This window comes from Ruegeria sp. AB5 (genome assembly GCF_056542645.1).
Genome location: NZ_JBQGAE010000003.1, coordinates 263,245 through 283,310, shown reverse-complemented (window position 1 = coordinate 283,310; position 20,066 = coordinate 263,245). Strand labels below are relative to the sequence as shown.

At 55.4% G+C, this 20,066-nt stretch carries 16 protein-coding genes; 10 read left to right on the top strand and 6 right to left on the bottom strand.

All coding sequences use genetic code 11. The annotated features are described in order from the left end of the window. Positions 1 to 70 precede the first annotated feature (70 nt). Positions 71 to 1,036, bottom strand: a complete 966-nt coding sequence (locus ACR0L4_RS08790) for a Bug family tripartite tricarboxylate transporter substrate binding protein (protein WP_480512220.1) — start codon at positions 1,034 to 1,036, stop codon at positions 71 to 73. Between the two features lie 294 nt (positions 1,037 to 1,330). Between ACR0L4_RS08790 and ACR0L4_RS08785 the strand changes: the two genes are divergently transcribed. The 5 genes from ACR0L4_RS08785 to rraA all read left to right on the top strand — a co-directional run bounded on the left by ACR0L4_RS08785 (position 1,331) and on the right by rraA (position 5,589). Beyond that, complete coding sequence (locus ACR0L4_RS08785; RefSeq protein WP_480512218.1) at positions 1,331 to 2,416, top strand: isocitrate/isopropylmalate dehydrogenase family protein; 1,086 nt, start codon at positions 1,331 to 1,333, stop codon at positions 2,414 to 2,416. An 88-nt stretch (positions 2,417 to 2,504) separates the two neighbouring features. Continuing rightward, positions 2,505 to 3,191: an aspartate/glutamate racemase family protein gene (locus ACR0L4_RS08780; RefSeq protein WP_480512216.1), complete on the top strand. Its 687-nt coding sequence runs from the start codon at positions 2,505 to 2,507 to the stop codon at positions 3,189 to 3,191. Beyond that, positions 3,185 to 4,474 (top strand): 3-oxo-tetronate kinase, encoded by a 1,290-nt coding sequence (gene otnK / locus ACR0L4_RS08775; RefSeq protein ID WP_170749337.1) that lies wholly within the window; start codon positions 3,185 to 3,187, stop codon positions 4,472 to 4,474. Before ACR0L4_RS08780 ends, otnK begins: the two co-directional genes overlap by 7 nt. Beyond that, positions 4,471 to 5,109, top strand: a complete 639-nt coding sequence (otnC, locus tag ACR0L4_RS08770) for a 3-oxo-tetronate 4-phosphate decarboxylase (protein ID WP_480512214.1) — start codon at positions 4,471 to 4,473, stop codon at positions 5,107 to 5,109. Before otnK ends, otnC begins: the two co-directional genes overlap by 4 nt. Positions 5,110 to 5,115: 6 nt before the next feature. Then, positions 5,116 to 5,589: a ribonuclease E activity regulator RraA gene (gene rraA, locus ACR0L4_RS08765; protein WP_480512212.1), complete on the top strand. Its 474-nt coding sequence runs from the start codon at positions 5,116 to 5,118 to the stop codon at positions 5,587 to 5,589. 261 nt (positions 5,590 to 5,850) lie between these two features. Here rraA and ACR0L4_RS08760 read toward each other — a convergent pair whose 3' ends face one another. The 5 genes from ACR0L4_RS08760 to ACR0L4_RS08740 form a co-directional block, all read right to left on the bottom strand. Then, positions 5,851 to 6,363 carry a GNAT family N-acetyltransferase gene (locus ACR0L4_RS08760; protein WP_480512210.1) on the bottom strand — a complete coding sequence of 171 codons (513 nt, stop codon included), beginning with the start codon at positions 6,361 to 6,363 and terminating at the stop codon, positions 5,851 to 5,853. Positions 6,364 to 7,314: 951 nt separating this feature from the next. After that, positions 7,315 to 9,351, bottom strand: coding sequence for an arylsulfatase (locus tag ACR0L4_RS08755; protein ID WP_480512208.1), 2,037 nt, complete (start codon positions 9,349 to 9,351; stop codon positions 7,315 to 7,317). Between the two features lie 268 nt (positions 9,352 to 9,619). Continuing rightward, on the bottom strand, positions 9,620 to 10,900 hold the full coding sequence (locus ACR0L4_RS08750) for a DUF6522 family protein (protein WP_480512206.1): 1,281 nt from the start codon (positions 10,898 to 10,900) through the stop codon (positions 9,620 to 9,622). Then, positions 10,893 to 12,059, bottom strand: a complete 1,167-nt coding sequence (locus ACR0L4_RS08745) for a P-loop NTPase (protein WP_480512204.1) — start codon at positions 12,057 to 12,059, stop codon at positions 10,893 to 10,895. The genes ACR0L4_RS08750 and ACR0L4_RS08745 overlap by 8 nt, the downstream gene beginning before the upstream one ends. Continuing rightward, positions 12,046 to 12,648: a MarR family transcriptional regulator gene (locus tag ACR0L4_RS08740; RefSeq protein ID WP_170749344.1), complete on the bottom strand. Its 603-nt coding sequence runs from the start codon at positions 12,646 to 12,648 to the stop codon at positions 12,046 to 12,048. The genes ACR0L4_RS08745 and ACR0L4_RS08740 overlap by 14 nt, the downstream gene beginning before the upstream one ends. A gap of 86 nt (positions 12,649 to 12,734) precedes the next feature. On the opposite strand from ACR0L4_RS08740, the gene ACR0L4_RS08735 reads away from it, so the two are divergent. The 5 genes from ACR0L4_RS08735 (at position 12,735) to ACR0L4_RS08715 (ending at position 19,799) form a co-directional block, all read left to right on the top strand. Continuing rightward, a complete protein-coding gene (locus tag ACR0L4_RS08735; protein WP_480512202.1) occupies positions 12,735 to 13,595 on the top strand; it encodes a sigma-70 family RNA polymerase sigma factor in 861 nt (286 codons plus the stop codon). Between the two features lie 207 nt (positions 13,596 to 13,802). After that, on the top strand, positions 13,803 to 15,650 hold the full coding sequence (locus ACR0L4_RS08730) for a dihydroxy-acid dehydratase domain-containing protein (protein ID WP_480512200.1): 1,848 nt from the start codon (positions 13,803 to 13,805) through the stop codon (positions 15,648 to 15,650). Positions 15,651 to 15,898: 248 nt separating this feature from the next. Further along, positions 15,899 to 16,549 carry a transcriptional regulator BetI gene (betI, locus tag ACR0L4_RS08725; RefSeq protein WP_480512198.1) on the top strand — a complete coding sequence of 217 codons (651 nt, stop codon included), beginning with the start codon at positions 15,899 to 15,901 and terminating at the stop codon, positions 16,547 to 16,549. A 516-nt stretch (positions 16,550 to 17,065) separates the two neighbouring features. Continuing rightward, a complete protein-coding gene (locus tag ACR0L4_RS08720; RefSeq protein ID WP_480512196.1) occupies positions 17,066 to 18,181 on the top strand; it encodes an extracellular solute-binding protein in 1,116 nt (371 codons plus the stop codon). A gap of 13 nt (positions 18,182 to 18,194) precedes the next feature. After that, positions 18,195 to 19,799: a BCCT family transporter gene (locus ACR0L4_RS08715; protein WP_480512194.1), complete on the top strand. Its 1,605-nt coding sequence runs from the start codon at positions 18,195 to 18,197 to the stop codon at positions 19,797 to 19,799. The last annotated feature ends 267 nt before the right edge of the window (positions 19,800 to 20,066 follow it).

Sequence of the window (20,066 nt, the reverse complement as noted above, 5' to 3'; positions counted from 1 at the left end):
CTCCCCTCCCGATTGTTCTTGTGAGGATGCAGTCGGGCGCAGGATCTCTGCGCCCGAGTTGATGTTTTTGCTACTCTTGAATGGCACCGATTTCGATGAGGGTGGCGCGATACTGCGCGCTGGTTTCCTCAAGATAGGTGGCAAAGTCACTGCCCCAGATCGGATTGCCTGACATACCGTTCTTGACGAGGTATTCCTGCCATTCCGGCGTCTCAACCACTTTCTTCAGGGTTTCAACCCACCAGGTCTGGACCGACGGATCAAGATCATTCGGCATGACAACGCCACGCGGCAGCGAGAAGCTGAAGTCGTAGCCAAGCTCCATGAACGTGGGGACATCCGGATTGTTTGTACTCCGTGCGGAATCCGAAAACGCGAGGGCTGTCAATGTTCCTGCATCCAGCTGGCCAGCCACTTCGGACGGGTTGGCAACAACGGCATCGACGCTGCCTGAGGTCAGCGCAGTTACCAATTCACCACCCGAGCCGATGGGCACGTATTCGAATTCGATCCCAGCGGCATTCGCGAACAGCGCCGCAGTTACACGTTCTGGCCCGGCAGAACCGCTGCCCGCGATGGTTACCCGTCCAGCGTTGGCCGCATCCACGAAGGCATCAAGGTCTCCAAATTCTGCATCACTGCGCACCACCAGAAGCATGGCGTCGCTGGCCAGTAGGCCGATAGGGGTGAAATCCGCATAGGTCCAGTCGGTATCCGCGACAAGCGGAGTGCCGATAAAGTTGCCGCTGGTCGACGTCAGACGGTAAGGATCACCAGCGTGTTGACTGACATAACTGAAGCCAACGGCTCCGCTTCCACCTTCGCGGTTCTCTACAACGATGTTGTCCGGGTAGAGGTCGTATTGGCGCAGGACATCGACCACCGTGCGCGACATGCGGTCATTGCCGCCACCGGGACCGAAGGCAATTGTGTAGGTCAATCGCTCGGACGGATAGTCCTCCGCGACAGCCGGAAGCGCAAATGCCATTGCCGCAGTCGCGGCGGCCAGCAAAGAAAATGTACGACGCTTGATCATGGTTTCCTCCCTAGGATCATTTTTGCATTTGTATATTGTTTAGTGCAATAAGCTCGAAAATTGCACCTTGTCAACTAAAAATGCAAATAAGCTTTCATCAAACCTTGATTACTTGAGTGTTGTACAGTGTTTAAAGCAGCCTTCTTCAATGAAGTTCTCATTTAATGAACAGTTTGATACGACTTCAATCATCGTTCGATTGCATTTGCACCTTGTAAAATGCTTTTTAATATGTAAAAGACCAATCCAAGCATCATCAATAGAGGCCGTGTTTTGCGGGGAGGAGACATCTAGATGAAGATTATGACATTGCCGTGTGACGGCATCGGTCCAGAGATCATGGCGGCGACTATGGACGTGGTTCAGGTGGCCAATGAACGCTTTGTCCTTGGTTGCACTTTTGAGGAAGAACAATCCGGTTTTGACAGCTTGAAGAACCATGGAATCACGCTGCGCGACGACGTTCTTGAGCGGGCTCGCAGTGAGTTTGATGGTGTGATCCTCGGCACGCAGTCCCACATGGATTACCCGCCAGTTGCCGAAGGCGGTCGCAATGTCTCAGCGGGATTCCGGATCGGGTTGGACCTGTATGCAAATGTACGTCCCGCCAGATCGCGGGATTTTTTGCCAAACAAGGCTCCAGGTATGGATCTGGTGATCATGCGCGAGGCAACGGAAGGGTTTTACCCCGACCGCAACATGTTCAAAGGCGTCGGGGAAATGATGCCTGACCCAAATATGGCGTTGTCCGTCCGCAAGATCACGCGAAACGGATCCATGCGGATCTGCCGTGAGGCGTTTAAACTGGCGATGCAGCGCAACAAGAAAGTCGCGGCAATCCACAAGGCCAACTCGTTCCTGATGACGGACGGGTTGTTCCTTGAATGCTTCCGTGAGGTGGCGAAAGACTATCCAGAGGTTGAAACCGAAGAATTGATTGTTGACGCTTTCGCCGCCCTTCTGGTCCGCAAGCCAGAAACTTACGATGTTATTGTCGCCACCAACTTTTATGGCGACATTCTGTCTGATCTTGCCTCTGAACTGTCCGGCTCCCTGGGATTGGCCGGTTCCATCAATGCCAATGCGGAAACAGGCCTTTGCTGCGCGCAGGCGCAACATGGCTCGGCCCCTGATATTGCGGGCCAGAATGTGGCAAATCCCACCTCGCTGATACTTTCTGCAGCGATGATGTTGTCCTGGCTGGGCGAGCAACGCGGCGTTCCGAAACTGATGGATGCGGGAAAGGCAATTGCAGATGCGGTAGACGCCGTCATTGATGACCCGGCCAAACGCACACGTGACCTTGGCGGCAATGTGAACACGGATGCGTTTGGTCGCATTGTGGCCGAAACACTGCTGCGTCAGGCGGTTGCTGCATAGACGTTACTCCCGGCGGACACTCCCTCCGCTCAGTTGGTGGCGCCGTCTGCGGGCGGTGTCACCTGTTCAGCAACTGGACCAAACACTGATGACCAAACAACACCGCATAGCCCTGATTCACGCAACACGTGTTGCGGTCGATCCGATTGAAGAGGCCGCAAAACGTCTTTGGCCGGGTGCAGAGACCATGACAATTCTGGAAGAAGGGTTGTCGATGGATCGGCAGAAGTACGATGAACTTCCACTCGCACTTTGGGACCGCATCATCGGGCTCACGAAATATGCTGAGTGCGCAGGCTCGGACGGCATTCTGTTCACTTGTTCAGCCTTTGGCAGAGCCATTGAAGATGCCGCAGAAGGCAGTCCCGTTCCAGTCATGAAACCCAATGAAGCCATGTTCAAAGCCGCCTTTGCTCATGGCGACCGAGTGGCGATGATCACGACATTCGCCCCAGCCACCGCCAGCATGGAAGCCGAATTCCGAGAGGCGGCAGCCCAATGTGGCTCCAAGGCACAGATCACGTCTCATTTCTGTCCGGGCGCGCTGGAAGCCAAACGCGCCGGTGACGATGCGACGCACAATCAACTGATCGCGCAATTGGCCGCAGGGATTGACGACGTGGATGTCATCATGCTCGGGCAGTTTTCAATGGCAGGTGCCGCAGGCGCAGTGCGCGCAACGACCGACATCCCCGTTCTGACAAGCCCGGACGCAGCGATCTTGGAAATACGTCGCCGTGTGGAGGGCGCAACAAGAGGACAAATGCCATGCTAATTGGTGTCATTGCAGATGATTTTACCGGCGCAAGTGACATCGCCAACACGCTGGCCAAGGGCGTTCCACCCGAAGGTGGATTGCGAACTGCACAATTTGCCGGCGTACCAGTCAACCCCGCCGACCCCGCCTTCGAAGCCGGGGTGATCTCACTCAAAAGCCGGTCTGCTCCGATCAAGGACGCGGTGGCTGACAGTCTGGATGCTCTGACATGGCTTCGGGCACAAGGTTGTGAACAAATCCTCTTTAAGTATTGTTCCACCTTTGATTCTACGCAGAACGGCAACATTGGCCCTGTGGCAGATGCCCTTGCGGATGCGCTTGATGCATCCGGGGTCATCGTATGCCCTGCCTTTCCGACGGCTGGACGCACCGTCTATCAGGGTCATCTGTTCGTTTTTGATACATTGCTGAGCGAGTCAGGTATGCAATACCACCCGCTGACACCCATGACGGATCCGGACATCCGCCGCTGGTTGGGTCATCAAACCCCCAGCGGGGTTGGCCACCTTGCCTTGAAGCCCATCCAGTCTGGCGTGCATGAAACGCGTGATGCCCTGACAGCGCAGATGGTAAAGGGGCAGCGTTTCATTGTCGCCGACGCAGTGACCGACACCGATCTTCTGGTTCTCGGCGAAGCGGCTGCCAAGCTGCCGCTTGTAACCGGAGGATCTGGAATAGGCATGGGATTACCACGCAACTTCATTCGAGAAGGCAAGGCAAAGGGCGGCGCAGTACTGCCAATTGCTGTGCATGGAGCAGACGCCATTCTGGCCGGCTCATGTTCTGGCGCGACGCGCGGTCAGGTCGCTTTTCATGCAAAAACACATCCGACCCTTGCCATCGATGTCCCCGGGGTAATGGGTGGCTCTGTAACATCTCGAACACTTCTGGACTTCATCTCTGCCCATGTCGGCGAAGCGCCCCTAGTTTATTCATCCGGGACGCCAGAGCAGGTCACGGCGTTTCAGTCATCCTATGGTCGCCAGGGCGTTTCCCAGAAGCTCGACGACCTTTTTGCGACAACCGCACGGCTGCTTGTGCGCGACGGATATCGCCGGATCGTCGTCGCTGGCGGGGAAACCTCGGGCGCGGTTGCGCAAGCCGTCACGGACGAATTGGATGCCTTTGCCATGAAGATTGGTCCTGAAATCGATCCCGGAGTGCCGGTATTGACGATAGGCGACAGCAATCCCGTCGCCTTGGCCCTAAAGTCAGGAAACTTCGGTACCGAAAATTTCTTTGCGAAAGCTCTGATGCGCATGGAGGGCGTTTCCGAATGACCAAAGAGCAGGATCTCAGGCAGCAAATGTCCACGCTCTGCGCCTCACTCTTTCAGCGGGGTTTCTCCGTCGGAACGGCGGGAAATGTCTCTGCAAAGTTAGGTGACGGTTTTCTGATGACACCAACCAACTCAACCCTTGGCGCCATCGACCCCGCATGCATCTCCAAGCTTGACAGGGACGGGCAGCATCTCGCTGGAGACAAGCCCACCAAAGAGGCGTTCCTGCATCGTGCCTTTTACGACTCCCGGCCCGACTGCGGGGCGGTTGTACATCTTCATTCCACTTGGGCCACTGCCTTGTCCTGCCTTGATGACATTGATCCCAACGACTGCATCCCGCCTCTTACACCCTATGTCGTAATGCGTGTGGGTACCGTAAGACGCGTGCCTTACGTTAAACCAGGCGACCCGAAAGCTGGTGATCTGATTTCTGAGCTGGGCGGTCAGTATTCGGCGGTTCTGCTGGCCAATCACGGGCCAGTGGTCAGTGGAAAAGATCTGTTTTCTGCAATCTGCGCAGCAGAAGAATTGGAAGAAACGGCAAAACTCATTATGGCCACAAGGGGGCTGCCAACGCGCCTGCTGTCTGATGAAGACGTTGCCGATCTGAAACGCAGCTATGCCGATATGTGAGGGCCTATGAAAACCGCAGATCTAATCGATTCCTATGCCGACAAGCTCTCCCTCGTGCACCTACCTTGGCGTGCATTTGGAACGAAACCGTCTTTTGCGGCACCTGTGCAAACCGCGAAGTGTTTCGAAGACAACACAATCCTGCGCGCCCAACTCGAAACGCCAGGCAAAGGTCGCGTTCTGGTTGTGGATGGGGGCGGATCAACCCGCGTCGCACTTCTTGGCGATTTGCTTGCGCAGTTGGCCATCGACAACGGTTGGGCAGGCATCGTTCTGAACACGGCCATTCGCGACAGTGCCGAGATCGCCCGAATGGATACACTCGTCTTCGCCCTGGCCACCAGTCCGGTCAAAAGTGCCAAAGAGGGTTGGGGCAAAGCCGGATGCCCAATCCAGATTGGCGGTGCTGCTATTTCATCAGGCGATTGGCTATACGGCGATGCTGACGGTGTTCTGCATAGCAAAGAAAAGTTGATCTAGTTAGTCTTGGGCTTGCGATTCAACGAAAGGTTATTGTCCAGACGCTTTGACTTATACTTATGAACGGCAGTTCTTTACATGTTCAGCAGGGAGCGCAAATTTATCTGAACCGCCTGCGATGAACGACCGTTCTCGCAACATCTCAGATTTTTTCCCGCATTGGCGAAATAGTGCTGCGAAAGAAATCGCCGCCCTAATTGTGAATTCTCGAAGGCCCGTTGTAAGCTCATCAGTTCAATTGGATTTTTTGGTGGCAGCGACCTAAAGCTGTTTTTTCATGAACCATCTGCAGTGCCCGACGGGTTCGTTTTCTGAACCGTTGGCAAGCGATCCAAAGTCGGCGTATCCAAGCCGAAGATAGAACTCCCGTGCTTCGGCGTTGGACGTATCTAGCCAAGCGCCATGACAGCCAAGAGTTTTAGAGCGTTCCTCAGCTTGCATCATCAGTCTCTTACCAATGCCAGATCCTCTCAATTCTCTCCGGACCCACAGAAGCTTTACCAAAAACCAGCCATAAGATGTTGAACCCGTGACACCTCCTATCAACTGTCCGGCTGTATCCTTGGCTGAGAGTACAACGGTCTCGTTCGTCGACTGGCTATTCAATTCGGCAAGCGACTTGAGTAGGTTGTCCTCGATTTCTTTCGATACCTCGGAGTGCCTCGAATTTGGCTCAATAGAAATCGTTGGTTCTATCATTTCACCGGCATTTCCATCACGGTTCGCATTTACAGTGAAACTCGAAACTGGTTTCAGCAAGGTCTGGTTCGTCACCATCTTTCCAGTTCAGCCGAGGCTCGTCGACGTGGTTTTGTTACATTTTTTTGTACGACCGGAGACAGCAACTTAGCGGGCACATTTATCCCGTGATCTCCGCAAATACCCGAAAGCCCAAGGTCGCGGTATTTGAGAATTGCAGTTTTTGAAGCACATTGGCGACTCCGATGCCATCCAATGTTGCAAATGCAGATGCGGAAGACTTGAACCCACACATGAGTCGAACACGCCGTTATTTGAACCGGTGATCCTGCTCTATCATGCTAATCCAGACTTTATACCTGACTGTCTGCACTTTAGCTTGGCAACGGAACCGCTTCAGCATCCTCTTCACTTTTTGAATACCTGCTGCGTTGGCTCCGCTCTTATCGATGACGTTTTTTTGCTTGGAGACCCGATTGAAGACAGTGCTTTGGAAAGGAGCTTGGTTGCTGCAGAACCGTTCGTCGTTCAGACAGCATGAAATCTAGTGTGCTTCATGTTTTGCTGACAACTTGAAAAAAGCACATACACTAGCTGCGAACACGCACGTAGGTCTCATCCATTCACCAAGAGCTCAGCCTAGGGTGTTTTTCGATTGCACCTGAGCTGAGATCATCGGCGAGTATTTAGTATAGACAACAGAATACGCTTGCAATGCAGGAGCCACCCACTGAGGAATTTCCTGCTTGGTAATGCGCGTCACGGACTAGACCCTCCTGACGATCAAATGCAAAAACCCACCAATCTCTGATCTAGTGGTCACATGGTGGCACAGTCGCAAAAACCCGCGGGATTTACGACTGAATTTCTTACCAGTCTAAGCCTTTGCGTTTCCTGAGATTTATTCCACTCACCACGTCTTACCGTGACCCTAGGAAAAGTAGGGTATGCTTGGCCTTTTGATAGTGCCCTCGCCTGACGCAAAAGTGTTCTCAACAGAAAGTCGGGTTTCCCCAGATATGGCTCTTATCCGACAATCGCACGCAACGCATGGCCCGAAGTCATCAGCCACACAACAAGAACAGACGCCAGGCCCACGAACCAAACCAGGAACAACCACCAACGCGCCTTATGAACCAGAATGACCGCCAGCCAGATCAGTGACACCGCACCCAGCAAATACAACCCAATGTGATACCCGTCACCCGTTAGAAGGTAAGCCCCTGCCACCGTCGAAAGTCCAAGGACCGCGATGAGGATGCGGTTTGGGGACGAGGTCCCGCGATAGGCTGTGCCCGGTTTCTTGACAACCAGACCCAGCATTGTCGCCACGCCGAGGCCGCCCAGTATTGCAAGGATTGCCTTGTGCAACACGTTGGCCGGAGCCATGACATTGATATAGTCGAACACAATACCATGCTCTTGTTCATACTGACGATGATTTTCGATCAGTTCCGCACGTATCTCGGGATATTGCCGGGACAGATCATGTTCTTCCGCAGGATCCTCAACGATGTTGAACAACTCCCAGCGTCCATCGCCCATGGGCAAGGGAGATTGCAGAATCTTCCAGGGTCCTTGAATAAACGCGCGTGTACCGTGCAACTCATACCCGACGCCTTCGGTATCGGAGTAAATCTGGTCGGTATCGCCAGACATCAAACTCAGCAACGACTTGCCACGCATGTGTTCAATCGAATTGTCATTTTCTGAGGGGTGCTCAGCTTCGGCCAATTCGAGAATCGTGGGCAGAACGTCCCGGATATGCACAAAGGCGTTCAGGTGATCGCCTGTTTCACGATCCGTTTCAAACCACTGGGGCATCTTGATGACCGCCGGAACGCGCAGGCCCCCTTCTGTCATGAAGCCTTTGAAGAGCTTGAAGGCGGCCGTAGATGCAGTCGCCCAACCGCTATCCAACGATACAAATGATCCCGGAAGACCGCGATTTTCCAAAGAATTATCGAACTGCTTTCTGAATTCCGCGTCATGACCGGGATAAATAGTTTCACTTATCCCGTCCGCGCCGTTGTCACTGATGAAGACAATCAACGTATTGTCAAATTGATCGTTGTCCTTGAGCCATTGAATGGTTCTTCCGATCTGTTCGTCCATATAGTCGACCATTGCGGCGTAGATTTCCATATCTCGCTGGCTTGTGGCCTGTTCTTCTTCGGACAGGTCATCCCATCTGGGTATGACGTTTGGCCAGGTGGGCAGGCGTTGCGATTCCGGTATCAGACCGAGCGTTTTCAGACGTTCGAACCGCTCTTTCTGCAATTCTTCGTATCCGTTTGCGAATTTCCCTTTGTATTTCGCCGTGTATTCCGCAGGGGCATGCAAAGGGTCATGTGGTGCCGTAAATGCAAGGCTGGCAAAAAACGGTTCATCTGCGGCTTTGTCCCGTTCGAGCCATTCAAGCAGCTGATCGGCAAAGTATTGGGTGGAATAGAAATCTTCAGGCAGCTCATCAACGGCCTCACCATTTCTGCGGTATTCCGCAGGTTCCAGGCTGCCCAGCGGCAACATATCTGAATAGTGGCTTGCGCCGCCGTGCAGCAGAGTGAAAGACTCTTCAAAGCCGCGATCCGACGGATACTGCCCCTCTTCGTCGCCCAGATGCCATTTGCCAGAAAAGTATGTGCGATACCCCAATGGTTTCAGGATTTCGGGAATTGTTCGAACGTCGTCCGTAAGATGCCCCTGATACTCTTCATGCCCTTTCTGACGATCGGTGACGGCTTGCGATCCCAGCCCTGCAATGTGGTTTTCCGTTCCGGTGTACAAGACCGACCGCGATGGTGCACAGGTTGGCAGTGCATGAAAATTGGTGAATTTCAGGCCCTTATCTGCGAGCGCGTCAATATTGGGGGTTGGGATGTCGCCGCCATAGGCCCCGATATCGCTGAACCCAAGATCATCCGCAACAATCAGCAGGATGTTCGGACGATCTTCAGCTGCAGAGGCAGCAAGTGCAAACACGATTGAAATGATCGCGGCAATGATCGCCGTCTGCAGACGAAACCCAGAGGCTTTAGACGCATATTGAGCAGGATTGGGCATAATTCGGTTCCAAATAGTTAGAACCCCTACCTGCCCCAATTCAAATTCACCGGGCAAGATACTGTGAATCGAACGTTACGTAACCAATATTGACGATGTCGTCACAACCCACTTGTTCTCTGCCACATCCTCGACCAGCGCGCCCCGTTCAAATCCTCATAATACACTGTTAAAGCAGGATAAAAATACACAGCACTCTGAACAGCCTCCTTTGCAAAACGCCAGTCCATCGCCAAGATCAAGTGACCTTGTCTTCAGTGATCCTGTCTCATGTCGCCTGGCGACTTGCGCTTTCCAAACGGGTATCACCGTCAACAAACGCTTGATTTAGCTCACTGAGTTGTCGCTCGTGAAACGCGCGGTCGCTTTCACCGTCTGGCCCAAGCTGCCCCAGGTTCTGAGCCAACTTGAAGAACTCGGCCGCGGGCAATTGGTTCCGGCCACGGCTCACCACACGGGCCGCGATGAAAGGGCGATCAGCGGCGGCGTCTTCGCGCATGGTTGCTTCCAGCGCCCGTGTTATTCGACCCACCGATCCCGGCGCCCACAGACCAAGAGCGCGCGCCAATGCCCCGTAGGTGATGGGAACCTGATCGGATGCGAGCCCTGAAAGACGCGCCCGCACGCGCATCGTCAGCTCGCGTTCGCGGCCCAGTGCCACACTTGCTTCTCGCGGTGGTGGGATTTCTCGTGCCGTGCCGTCGGCCAGGATCTCGGCAGCCCAGGCCCGCGTTGACGACCGCATGATGACCCGCGTCTTGCCGATGTCCTTGTCCTGCCCGACCTGGGTGATGCCGATCACGTCCCCAAGGCGCAACCCGGTACGCAACGCGTCTGCTGTCAGTCCAAGCTTGGGTGCAAGGTATTCCGGATCAATGATGACCTGACCCTTGTCCCAACTGATTACATCCTCAGGCACCATGCGGTTCAACAGCGGAGACTGCGTGTTTTCCTTGGAATAGTAGGGATTGTCGCCCTCGGAATGATTGGTCACATCCACGATCTCGCGGATGCGGGGGAGTGCGGCCCGCAGCATCCGTTCGACCCCGTTTCGAAGGGTGACAGACGACGCGGCACAGCCTTGGCACCCGCCGGACATACGCAGATAGACAGTGCCGTCCTCGACCCTGTCCGCTGAAATCTGACCACCATGCGCCGCAACAGAAGGGTTGACCTGACGGTCGAGCAACTCCACCACCGCCGAGAGCAGCTCTGCATCCGGATCGTTCGCCTGCGTCTGGTTTTCGTCAGTGCCCAGCGGTGCATCTGTTTCATCAAGGATCCGGCGGATCGTTGCGGCGACGGCTGGTTTCAAAACCGGCCAGTCTGCATTGGCCTGCTTCTTGACCCAAATTGTAGATCCGTTCACCTCGATCCGGCAAATACCGTCAATAGCAAAGAGCCCGCGTGCCAAAGGCGCCTCACCGGCAGAATCGAACCGGACGGAAGCGCCCTGTTGCACCGGTTCATCCAAAACAAATCCCACAACATCGGCGTCATGGCTCGACTTCTGTGCCCGGATGCGCCGACGCGACGAACTTTCAGACATCTTCCAGCTCCGTGCTTTGCATCGCGCGCAGCGCCTTGAACGTGTAGATTCCGGTCCCGTGACCATCCGTGAAGGACAGACCCAAGGCATAGTTGCCGACACTCCAGATGCGGGTAAGGGCAATATCCAGAGGCACTGTTGCAGGATCAAGCAAAGCTGCGCCTGTCATCTCGTCGCGGCATTGTGCGCAGCGGCAGGCCAGGCGCAGATCGCGCGGAGAGAGGCGTTGCTCGACGCCGTCTGCCCATTGCAGGATCAAACCGCCCTCATCGTTGTCGAGCGCGACCAAAGTGTCATCCGCACCACCTGCTGTCGATGATGCCGGGGTGGGCTTGCCGGTTCCGTCTTCGATGGACCATGCGAAGGGTGTAGAGATACCACCGCCTTCTTTGGCGGTTTGTGCCAATGCCCCCGCGATCTGTCGATAGGCCATGGCCGCCGGGCTACCCGGCTCTGCCATGACCAGCGGATTGCCATCGTCGCCGCAATCAACCACTGCCGGATCCAGTGGGACCTTGCCCAAAAAGGACACGCCCAGTTCCCGTGCAATCGCTTCACCGCCACCCTGATGGAAGATGTGTGTCACCGTTCCGCAGGAAGGGCAGGTGAACCCGCTCATGTTTTCGATCACGCCCAGAATCGGTACGTTTACTTGCTCCATCATCCGCAAGCCGCGACGGGCAATCTTGAGGCTGACGTCCTGCGGCGTGCTGACCACAACGGCGCCCGCAAGCGGAAAGGCCTGCGCCAATGTCAGCTGGATATCGCCCGTGCCGGGGGGCAGATCCAGAAGCAGGACATCCAGCGGCCCCCAATCCACCTGACGGACGAACATCTGCAGGTATTTCGTTACCATTGGCCCGCGCAGAATCGCGGGTTTGTCGTCGTCGGTAAGCATACCCATTGAGATGACTTTCACGCCATGGGCTTCGGCCGGGATCACCTTTTCATCCGGCGTCATTGCGGGCTTTGTCCCAGCAATCCCCAGCATACCAGGAATGGACGGGCCATAGATATCGGCATCGACAACGCCAACGGATAACCCGGCTTGGGCCATGGCAACGGCAATATTGGCCGAAACTGTCGATTTGCCGACCCCACCCTTGCCGCTGCTGATTGCGATCATGCGGGGGGGTGCGGCTTGCTCAGGCTTGCTCATCCCGGTGTCCTTTTGTCTGGGAATTCATGTTTGGTCTGCGATAGCTTGCACACAGTTTGTCAATCTCGTCGGTGGCCAACTGAGCCGAGATACAGGCGCAGTAGGACACGCCCCCATCGGATGAGAAATGGCTGCAGTCCCCGCAGGTGCCGAACGATGGCACCTCTCTCAACTCTGCAAGTGCCGTGGCCAGCCCCGACAAGGTATCCAAGAACCGGTCGCGTTCCAGCTGCCCAAGCGCCTCGATCACGCCCATCAGATCACAAAGCGGGTCTTTCGCCAGCATCTCCTGACCGGTTTCCGTAAGATCAAAGCACACGCTGCGCCCGTCCGTTTCCGACCGGCGTCGAGCAATCAGCCCCTTGTTCTCAAGCGTTTTGATGATTTGCGATGCTGTACCTCGGGTGGTCGCCTGAAAGCTCGCAAAGCTCGAAGGGGTGCGCGTATTGCCATTGGCCCGCGCAAAAAACCGCAGGCAGGTCCATTGCGCCGCTGTCAGTTCCGAGCGGCCGTCCTCGCTGCGCGTTGCGCGGCCCACGTGAACCAGCAACTCGGCAATTTGATCCGGAGTATTTTGAATGTCGTTCATGCTCATTTGATATAGATTCGAAATTACTTTGACAATACAAGATCGATCTGTTTAGTTTCGCTTCGACACTAAAAGAGCATGAGCCAATGAACAAACCTGTCCCCAATTTTGGACGCCGCCCCCGTCGCGCACGCACCGCTGACATGCTTTCAGCTGAAGAAGAGCAACATCTGATCCGTGCCTGGCAGGATCGCGGAGACCAGCGTGCACGGGACAGGCTGATTCAGGCCTTCGCCCCTTTGGCCGCATCGGTTGCCAAGCGCTTCAAGCCCGGACCCGGTGAGGTTGATCACGACCTGCTTCAAGAGGCCAAAGTCGGCCTGATGAAGGCCGCTGACCGCTTTGATCCCGAGCGCGAGAACCGGTTTTCCACCTATGCCGTCTGGTGGGTACGGGCAGAGGTTCAGGCTTACACGCGGGCCAATTCCTCGATTGTTCGCCGCCCCAATTCGGCAAAGGCACGCAAAGCCGCCACTCAGATTGCTGCCCTGGATGCTGAAATTAAGGCCGATCCCGGTATTGATCGCGCCGAGGCCGAAGCGCATCTTGCTGAAGAGATCGGCGTCAGCATCGAACGGATCTCAGAGTTGCGCGACCAGACCATGGGCCGGGACTATTCGCTGAACACTCCGGCGCTGGGCGATTCGGGTGAGGAACGGATTGCCCTGTTGGTCGATCCCAATAGCCTAGAGGATCCCACACCTTTGCAAGAGCTTGAAATCGCAATCCTTCGCCGCGAACTGGTTGACGCCCTGTCGACCCTGCCCGTTCGCGAACGCGACATTGTCATCGCAACTCAATTGCAAGACCCTCCTGCAACACTGGAAGGTCTTGGCGAAGGGTATGGCATTTCGAAGGAACGGGTTCGGCAATTGCGCGAACGTGGCTTCGAACGTCTGCGTGAAAACATGTCCCTGAAAAACCTGGGCGCAAGCTATTTCACCTAGGCATCCCCCTGATCGCCCTGTGCCCGCGCGGTAGAATCAGAACCCACTTCCTGGGCGGTTTGTGCCGCATTCTTTTGACATCAAATTCGGACTGCGCTTCTATCTTTCAGAAAGACAGAACCGGAAACGCCGCCCCATCAATCGACCATCACGCCCGCCTCGGATCGAGCACGCAAAGATGGCAGACAGACAATTTGGAAAGACAACATGCCCAAGAACCCAGTACTGCTAGACGAACACCCCGGCCGCAACTCTCAGGCCTATGGAATTGCCCGCGAACTTGGCACCGATATGGACCTTATTCATGCGCCATCCATCGGTGTCGTCGGCACCAAAGGGGACAGTCAGTGTTATCTTGGCGTCCAGCCCAAGGTCGAAGCGATCCACGCCACGCTGCGCGACCAGATTGGGAAAGAACCCGGCAAGATTGCCATGCGTCTTGTTCAGCCCGAATACTCGGTTGCCACATCGGACGGCATCCGAAACGGGACCAGAGAGATGCGGTATTCGCTGATCGGGCGTGAGGTTACAAATGACGGGTTCTGCGAGCACCTGTCCGCTTCGGGTCTGGGCGGAACGATTGCCGTTGTTGCCTGTGACAAACCTCCGGTCGGTACTCTGGCGGCACTGCTCGAACACAACCAGCCAGCCATCATGATGTCCGACGGGTCGATCCACCCTGCCCGCGACCCGGATTCGAATGAGCGGATCGACATCATTTCTGCCTATCAGGTCGCCGGCAACGAAGACGCTGAATACCGCCAGCGCATCGCGTGTCTGGCCTGCCCGGGGTATGGATCGTGTGGTGGAATATTCACCTACAATACGATGCAGACCTTCATCGGTGTTGCTGGCATGCAACCGTTGCACATGGTGGCGCCACCCTCTGACGATCCCCGACGTATGGAAGAATTTCCCGCCCAGCTTGTCGGCTATCTTGCCAAGATGATCGAAAATCAGGTGAGGCCCCGCGACATTGTCGGACGAGACTCGCTGCGCAACGCCCTGATTGTCGCCATGGCGATCGGCGGATCCACAAATGTGGTTCTTCACGCGCCCGAAATAGGCCGCGCCGCAGGTTTCGGGAATTTCTGGCGCGACATCGTCACACCTGAAGAATTCAACGAATGGTCCCAGAAGATCGTTCCCGTTCTGACCGATGCGCGCCCCTATGGCCGGTATTCGATGGTCGATATCGACCGTGTTGGCGGCGTGCAGGTGATCGTCAAAGAGTTGATTGACGCAGGAATGGTCAATGGCGACGTTCCGACCTGCACCGGTGAAACCTTGGCAGAACAGGTCGAGCGGCTGGAGACCCCTGCCCCCGATGGCGACGTCATCTATCCCGTATCGAATCCCTTCAAGGAAACAGGCGGCTTGCGCCTGCTTGGCGGCAATCTGTCCCCCGAATTCAGTGCCATCCTGAAACTGGCAGGCGTCGAAGGTGGCTTGGAAAACAATGTGTTCCGCGGCAAGGCCCGCGTCTTTGAAGGGGAAGCTGGCCTGCTGGATATGCTTGATACCAACCCAATGGGTTTTGACGATGGAGACATGATCATCGTCCGCTATGAGGGCCCGGCCGGGGCTCCGGGCATGCCCGAGATGCTCGACCCCACATCCCGCATCACGACGCTTTGCCGCGAGCGCGGGATTACCGTAGGCCTGATGACAGATGCACGCTTTTCTGGCGGCTCGGTCGGATTGGTTATTGGTCATGTCGGACCGGAGGCCGCGCTTGGAGGGCCCATCGCACTTATCCAGGACGGTGACGAAATCGTCGCAGACCTGAACGTCAACGAGTTGAATGCACCGATCCTGGAAAATCCTGATGTGTTGTCAGCGCGCCAAGCGAAATGGCAGGCCGAAGTGGCCGCCAATGGTGGCGTCCACCCCAATTGCGGACTGGCCGACACACGATTGTTGAACCGAATGCGCAACTCGGCGGTCCCCGCCATCAAGGGCGCTGGCATTCACCCGGGTCGGGAGCTGTGGGTAAATTCACCCCGTGATCCGGACTTGACGGGTTTCAAACCGCAAAATCGTTTCAGATCATGAACTGACATGGGTTGGGCACTCACTCGCACGGCGTGGGTCGGCGTATGTGGCTCAGCCGGACGGGCGTTTACCCAAGCGAGCATCCGGGCGGCACAAGGACGCGACATGCCCAATTTGAAAGATATACGTTGAAGAGTTACGAAGCCTTAGCTCTTCAACACCACCTTCCTATAAAATCCTATCCTCATGAGTTGGATTGATTGACCCTGTAGTCCACAAGTTATACCTATGGTCGCGGAGGATTTTTCATGGGTCGAAAGAGCATAGCAGAAATACGGCGTGAGGAGTTTGCCACAGCCGCGTTTCAGGTTCTGTCTTTGTACGGCATGCAAGGAACAACGCTGCAACGTGTCGCAGACCACACGGGTGCATCAAAGGCAAGCGTCTTGCACTACTTTCACAGCAAGCAGAATTTGATCGAAACAGCCCTGCGCCGGGCCAACGCGACGCTGCGCAAAGAGGCGGTTATGTTCATGAACCTCTCTTCAACCCCATGGGAGCGATTTTATGGAATTCTGGAAGCCAATTTTTCACCTACGACTTTCAGGCAAGAGGTAGCGCATGGCTGGATTTCCATGTGTGCAGAAGTTCCACATAACCCCCAGTTTCAGCGGCTGCAAACCGTCATCTATAGAAGATTGCGGACCAACCTGTTCACCGCGCTGGACTCAGCCGGGCTTGGTACGGACGAAGCATGGCGAACGGCTCTGACCGTCAGCCTTATGATTGATGGCCTATGGCTGCGTTGCGGCCTAAGAATTGGCGGTCTGGAAAGGGATGAAGCCAAACGCCATATTGAAGAAATCATTGAGGAACGCCACGGATCATCCGTTGAACGGTCCGAAGCGCGAGACAAAATGAGTTACCTTGCCAAGGCCCTTTCCGCCCGAAGTGAATAGATACCCAAAACCCGACGGGCGTTTTCAATACTCAGACCAATCTTGAACCCAACTCTCCGGCCATACGTCAACTTGTGTATGGCAGGTATGTCTGTGGTTCAAAACCGAATGACCGCATCAACCGCCAAACTGGACCGGTTGTAGAACCAGATTCCGACAGCTTTCAGGTGGTTTAGTACTCAGGCGACCAATTCCCTGCATCGCATAATCCGCGAAAAGGTCGCGGCCTAATGGGTGCCAATGGCTAAAAGGCTGATCTATCGCAGCATTCACCTCGGCCCTGCAGTTCGAACCTTGATCGATGGGAAGTGCCTGCCGGCGTCCCGAAACACACCCCGCAAGTGCTCAAAATTGCCATTTCGCAGACCGCGTCAAAGCGCGGATCTCGTGGTGGATACTCGAATTGTTGCAAAACTGTCAAAAATACACTAGTAGGTAGATAATATAACCACATGGTCAGTAAAAAATCTTTAGGGTTTGTTTTCTGACTGCTGGATTATAAACAGGGAGGTGAAGATGATAACTTGCACGAGAATACCTCTGGTACTGCTGCTATCCACTAGCTTGACCAGCGTATTCACTGCGGCGGCGGCGCACGAAGACATGACGTTCGTCAGTTGGACAGGGAACTACATGCGCAGCCAGATGCTGGGGTTTGTCCGGCCTTACGAAAGCCAGACCGGCAAAGAGATTTCGGTTGAGCACTATGCCGGGGGACTTCAGGACATTCGAGATCAGGTCGAATCCGCAAATGTCGTCTGGGACGTTGTGGACATGACCGAGGCCGATGTCCTGCGCGGATGTGAAGAAGGCCTTCTGGAACCGCTCACCGGTATTGACCTGCCCAATGGCAGCGACGGAACCCCTGCCGCTGACGATTTTGTCGCCGGTGCCCTCAGCGAATGCGGTGTGGGCGGCATCAGATGGTCAACGTCATACTCTTATGACACCCGCCTCTTTGGTGAAGATGGCCCCAAAACAATCGCCGACTTCTTTGACACTGACAGCTTTCCGGGCCCACGCGCGGTACGCCGGGATCCGTCTGTTCTGATGGAATGGGCGCTGATGGCAGACGGGGTTGCGCCCGGGGATGTCTATCCCATGCTGGAAACGGACGAAGGCCTTGACCGCGCCTTTGCCATGCTGGACAAAATCCGCCCCGGCCTGCTGTGGTGGTCCAATGAACGCGAGCCGATCCGCTATGTCGAAGAGGGTCAGGCCGCGCTCAGCGCTGTGTGGACCGTTTCCGGGTCAGAGCATGTGCGCGATACGCCGGACAGCAATATGCGCGTTGTCACCGATGGCGCCATCACCGAGATGGACCTTTATGCCATCCCGAAAGGCTCGCAACGGCTGGAGGAAGCGAAAGAGTTCATTCGCTACGCCAGCGGCAGCCGGGCATTGGCTCAGCAAGCGCGCTATCAGCCGCTCGAGCCGACCCGAAAATCGGCCTACAAACTTATTCCCGATGACATCAAATCCAAGTTTGTGACCGGTCCTGATGCAAGCGCCGAAACGGTTCTGGCATCGGATGCCCAGTGGTGGTCGAAAAACTACGACCGCATCTCAGAGCGATTTGACGCCTGGGTCAACCAATCCGCCCGCAAGGGCGCTCAGGGCGGCGTACGCTGAGAGGGAGAAGAAAATGACTGCTCAAAACACAAACGACCGGCACAGCGCGCATGTTGCGAAATCCGGGCCATTGTCGGGCGCAAATGCCTTTATGGCCATCGCGTCGATGATCATGATCCTCTTGTTCGTTGCCTTCACAATTTCTGATGTGGAACGCGCAAGCGAGGTGTTTTCTAACGCGAACAGCTTTATCAGCACGTCGCTCGACTGGTTTTATGTCGGCACCGTGTCTCTGGTTCTGGTGTTCGTCATCTGGATCCCGTTCAGCCGATTTGGTGCCCTGAAGCTGGGAAAGGATGACGATACCCCAGACTTCTCAACCTTCTCCTGGGTCAGCATGCTGTTCAGCGCCGGTATGGGATCGGGCCTGCTGTATTGGGGTGTTGCCGAGCCGCTGTTCCACGTGCAGGGTAACCCGTTTATCGAGGCAGCCGGTATCGAACCGAATACGCCCGAAGCCGCTGTTGTGGCGGTCCGGATCACTCTGTTTCACTGGGGCCTGCATGGTTGGGCGCTGTATGTGCTGGTGGGCATGTGCCTGGCCTATTTCTCGTACCGGAACGATTTGCCGCTGACACTGCGCACCGCGCTGTACCCGTTGCTGAAAGAAAGGATCTTTGGCTTTTGGGGGCATGCAGTTGATCTGGTGGGCGTCTTCGGAACGGTCTTTGGCCTTGCGACGTCATTGGGAATGGGTGTTCTCGCGATCAATGCCGGTCTTGAAAACATCATGGGGCTCAGCAACTCATTGGGCAACCAGTTGATGTTGATCGGAGCCATCACCATCATGGGGACGACCTCGGCGGTGACCGGAGTGGACAAAGGCGTTCGCATTCTGTCGGAAATGAACGTGCTTGCCAGTATCGCCCTGATGCTGATCTTCATGATCTTCGGTCCGACGGCCTTTATCCTTGGGCTTATGGTAACCGTAGTTGGGGATTATGCCGGCTCGTTCCTGCCCATGGGCTTCTGGATTGACGGTAAACCAGAAAGCGAATGGCAAAGCTGGTGGACCATTTTCTACTGGGGTTGGTGGGTCGCATGGTGTCCGTTTGTTGGTTTGTTCATCGCCCGCATCTCGCGCGGCCGGACGATCCGAGAGTTCGTGACATATGTTCTGTTGGTTCCCACCGTTGTCCTGGTGTTGTGGTTGTCCGTCTTTGGTGGCGGGTCGATCGGTATGGAACTGTTCAACAAGGTAGGCCTGCTGGATGCGGTGAACTCAGACTATTCGATCGGCATTTACAAGGCACTCGAAGGCCTGAACCTCGGCGGTTTTACAATCGTGCTTACGGTACTGACCACTGTCCTTTTGATCTCGTGGTTTGTAACGTCTTCGGACTCGGGCACCCTTGTCATTTGCACCATGCTGTCGATGGGTGACGAAAACCCGCCGGTGAAATTCCGGTTGTTCTGGGGGCTGCTCTCAGGTGCGGTTGCCGCCGTGCTGCTCTTGGCCGGTGGTTTGCAAGCCCTGCAAACAGCTTCAATCGTGGCAGGTCTACCGCTGGCAGTCGTCTGCCTGTGCATGGTGTATGGCATCCTGAAAGCTCTGCGTGAGGACTATCCGATGCCCGATGTGGTTGACCGTCGCGAGCGTATCTTCCTTAACCGCTAGCAAACGAAACCAGCTGCCAGACGATGCCCTCCGCCGCTGTGGCGGAGGGTTTTTCGTTTGCATCTTTCTACGGGCAGAACGCCGACTATTCGGATCTGCCCGATCAGTAGATTTGCCAACTCAACCAGCTTTGGAGACTGCTGTGGTGTTTTCAACCCAGTCCGCATGGGCCAGCTGATCATATGGAAATTGATCCACTGCACTATTTGTTGACTGATGGGTCAATTTACCGTATAGATTACTTACTGACCACAGGGTCAACTAAAA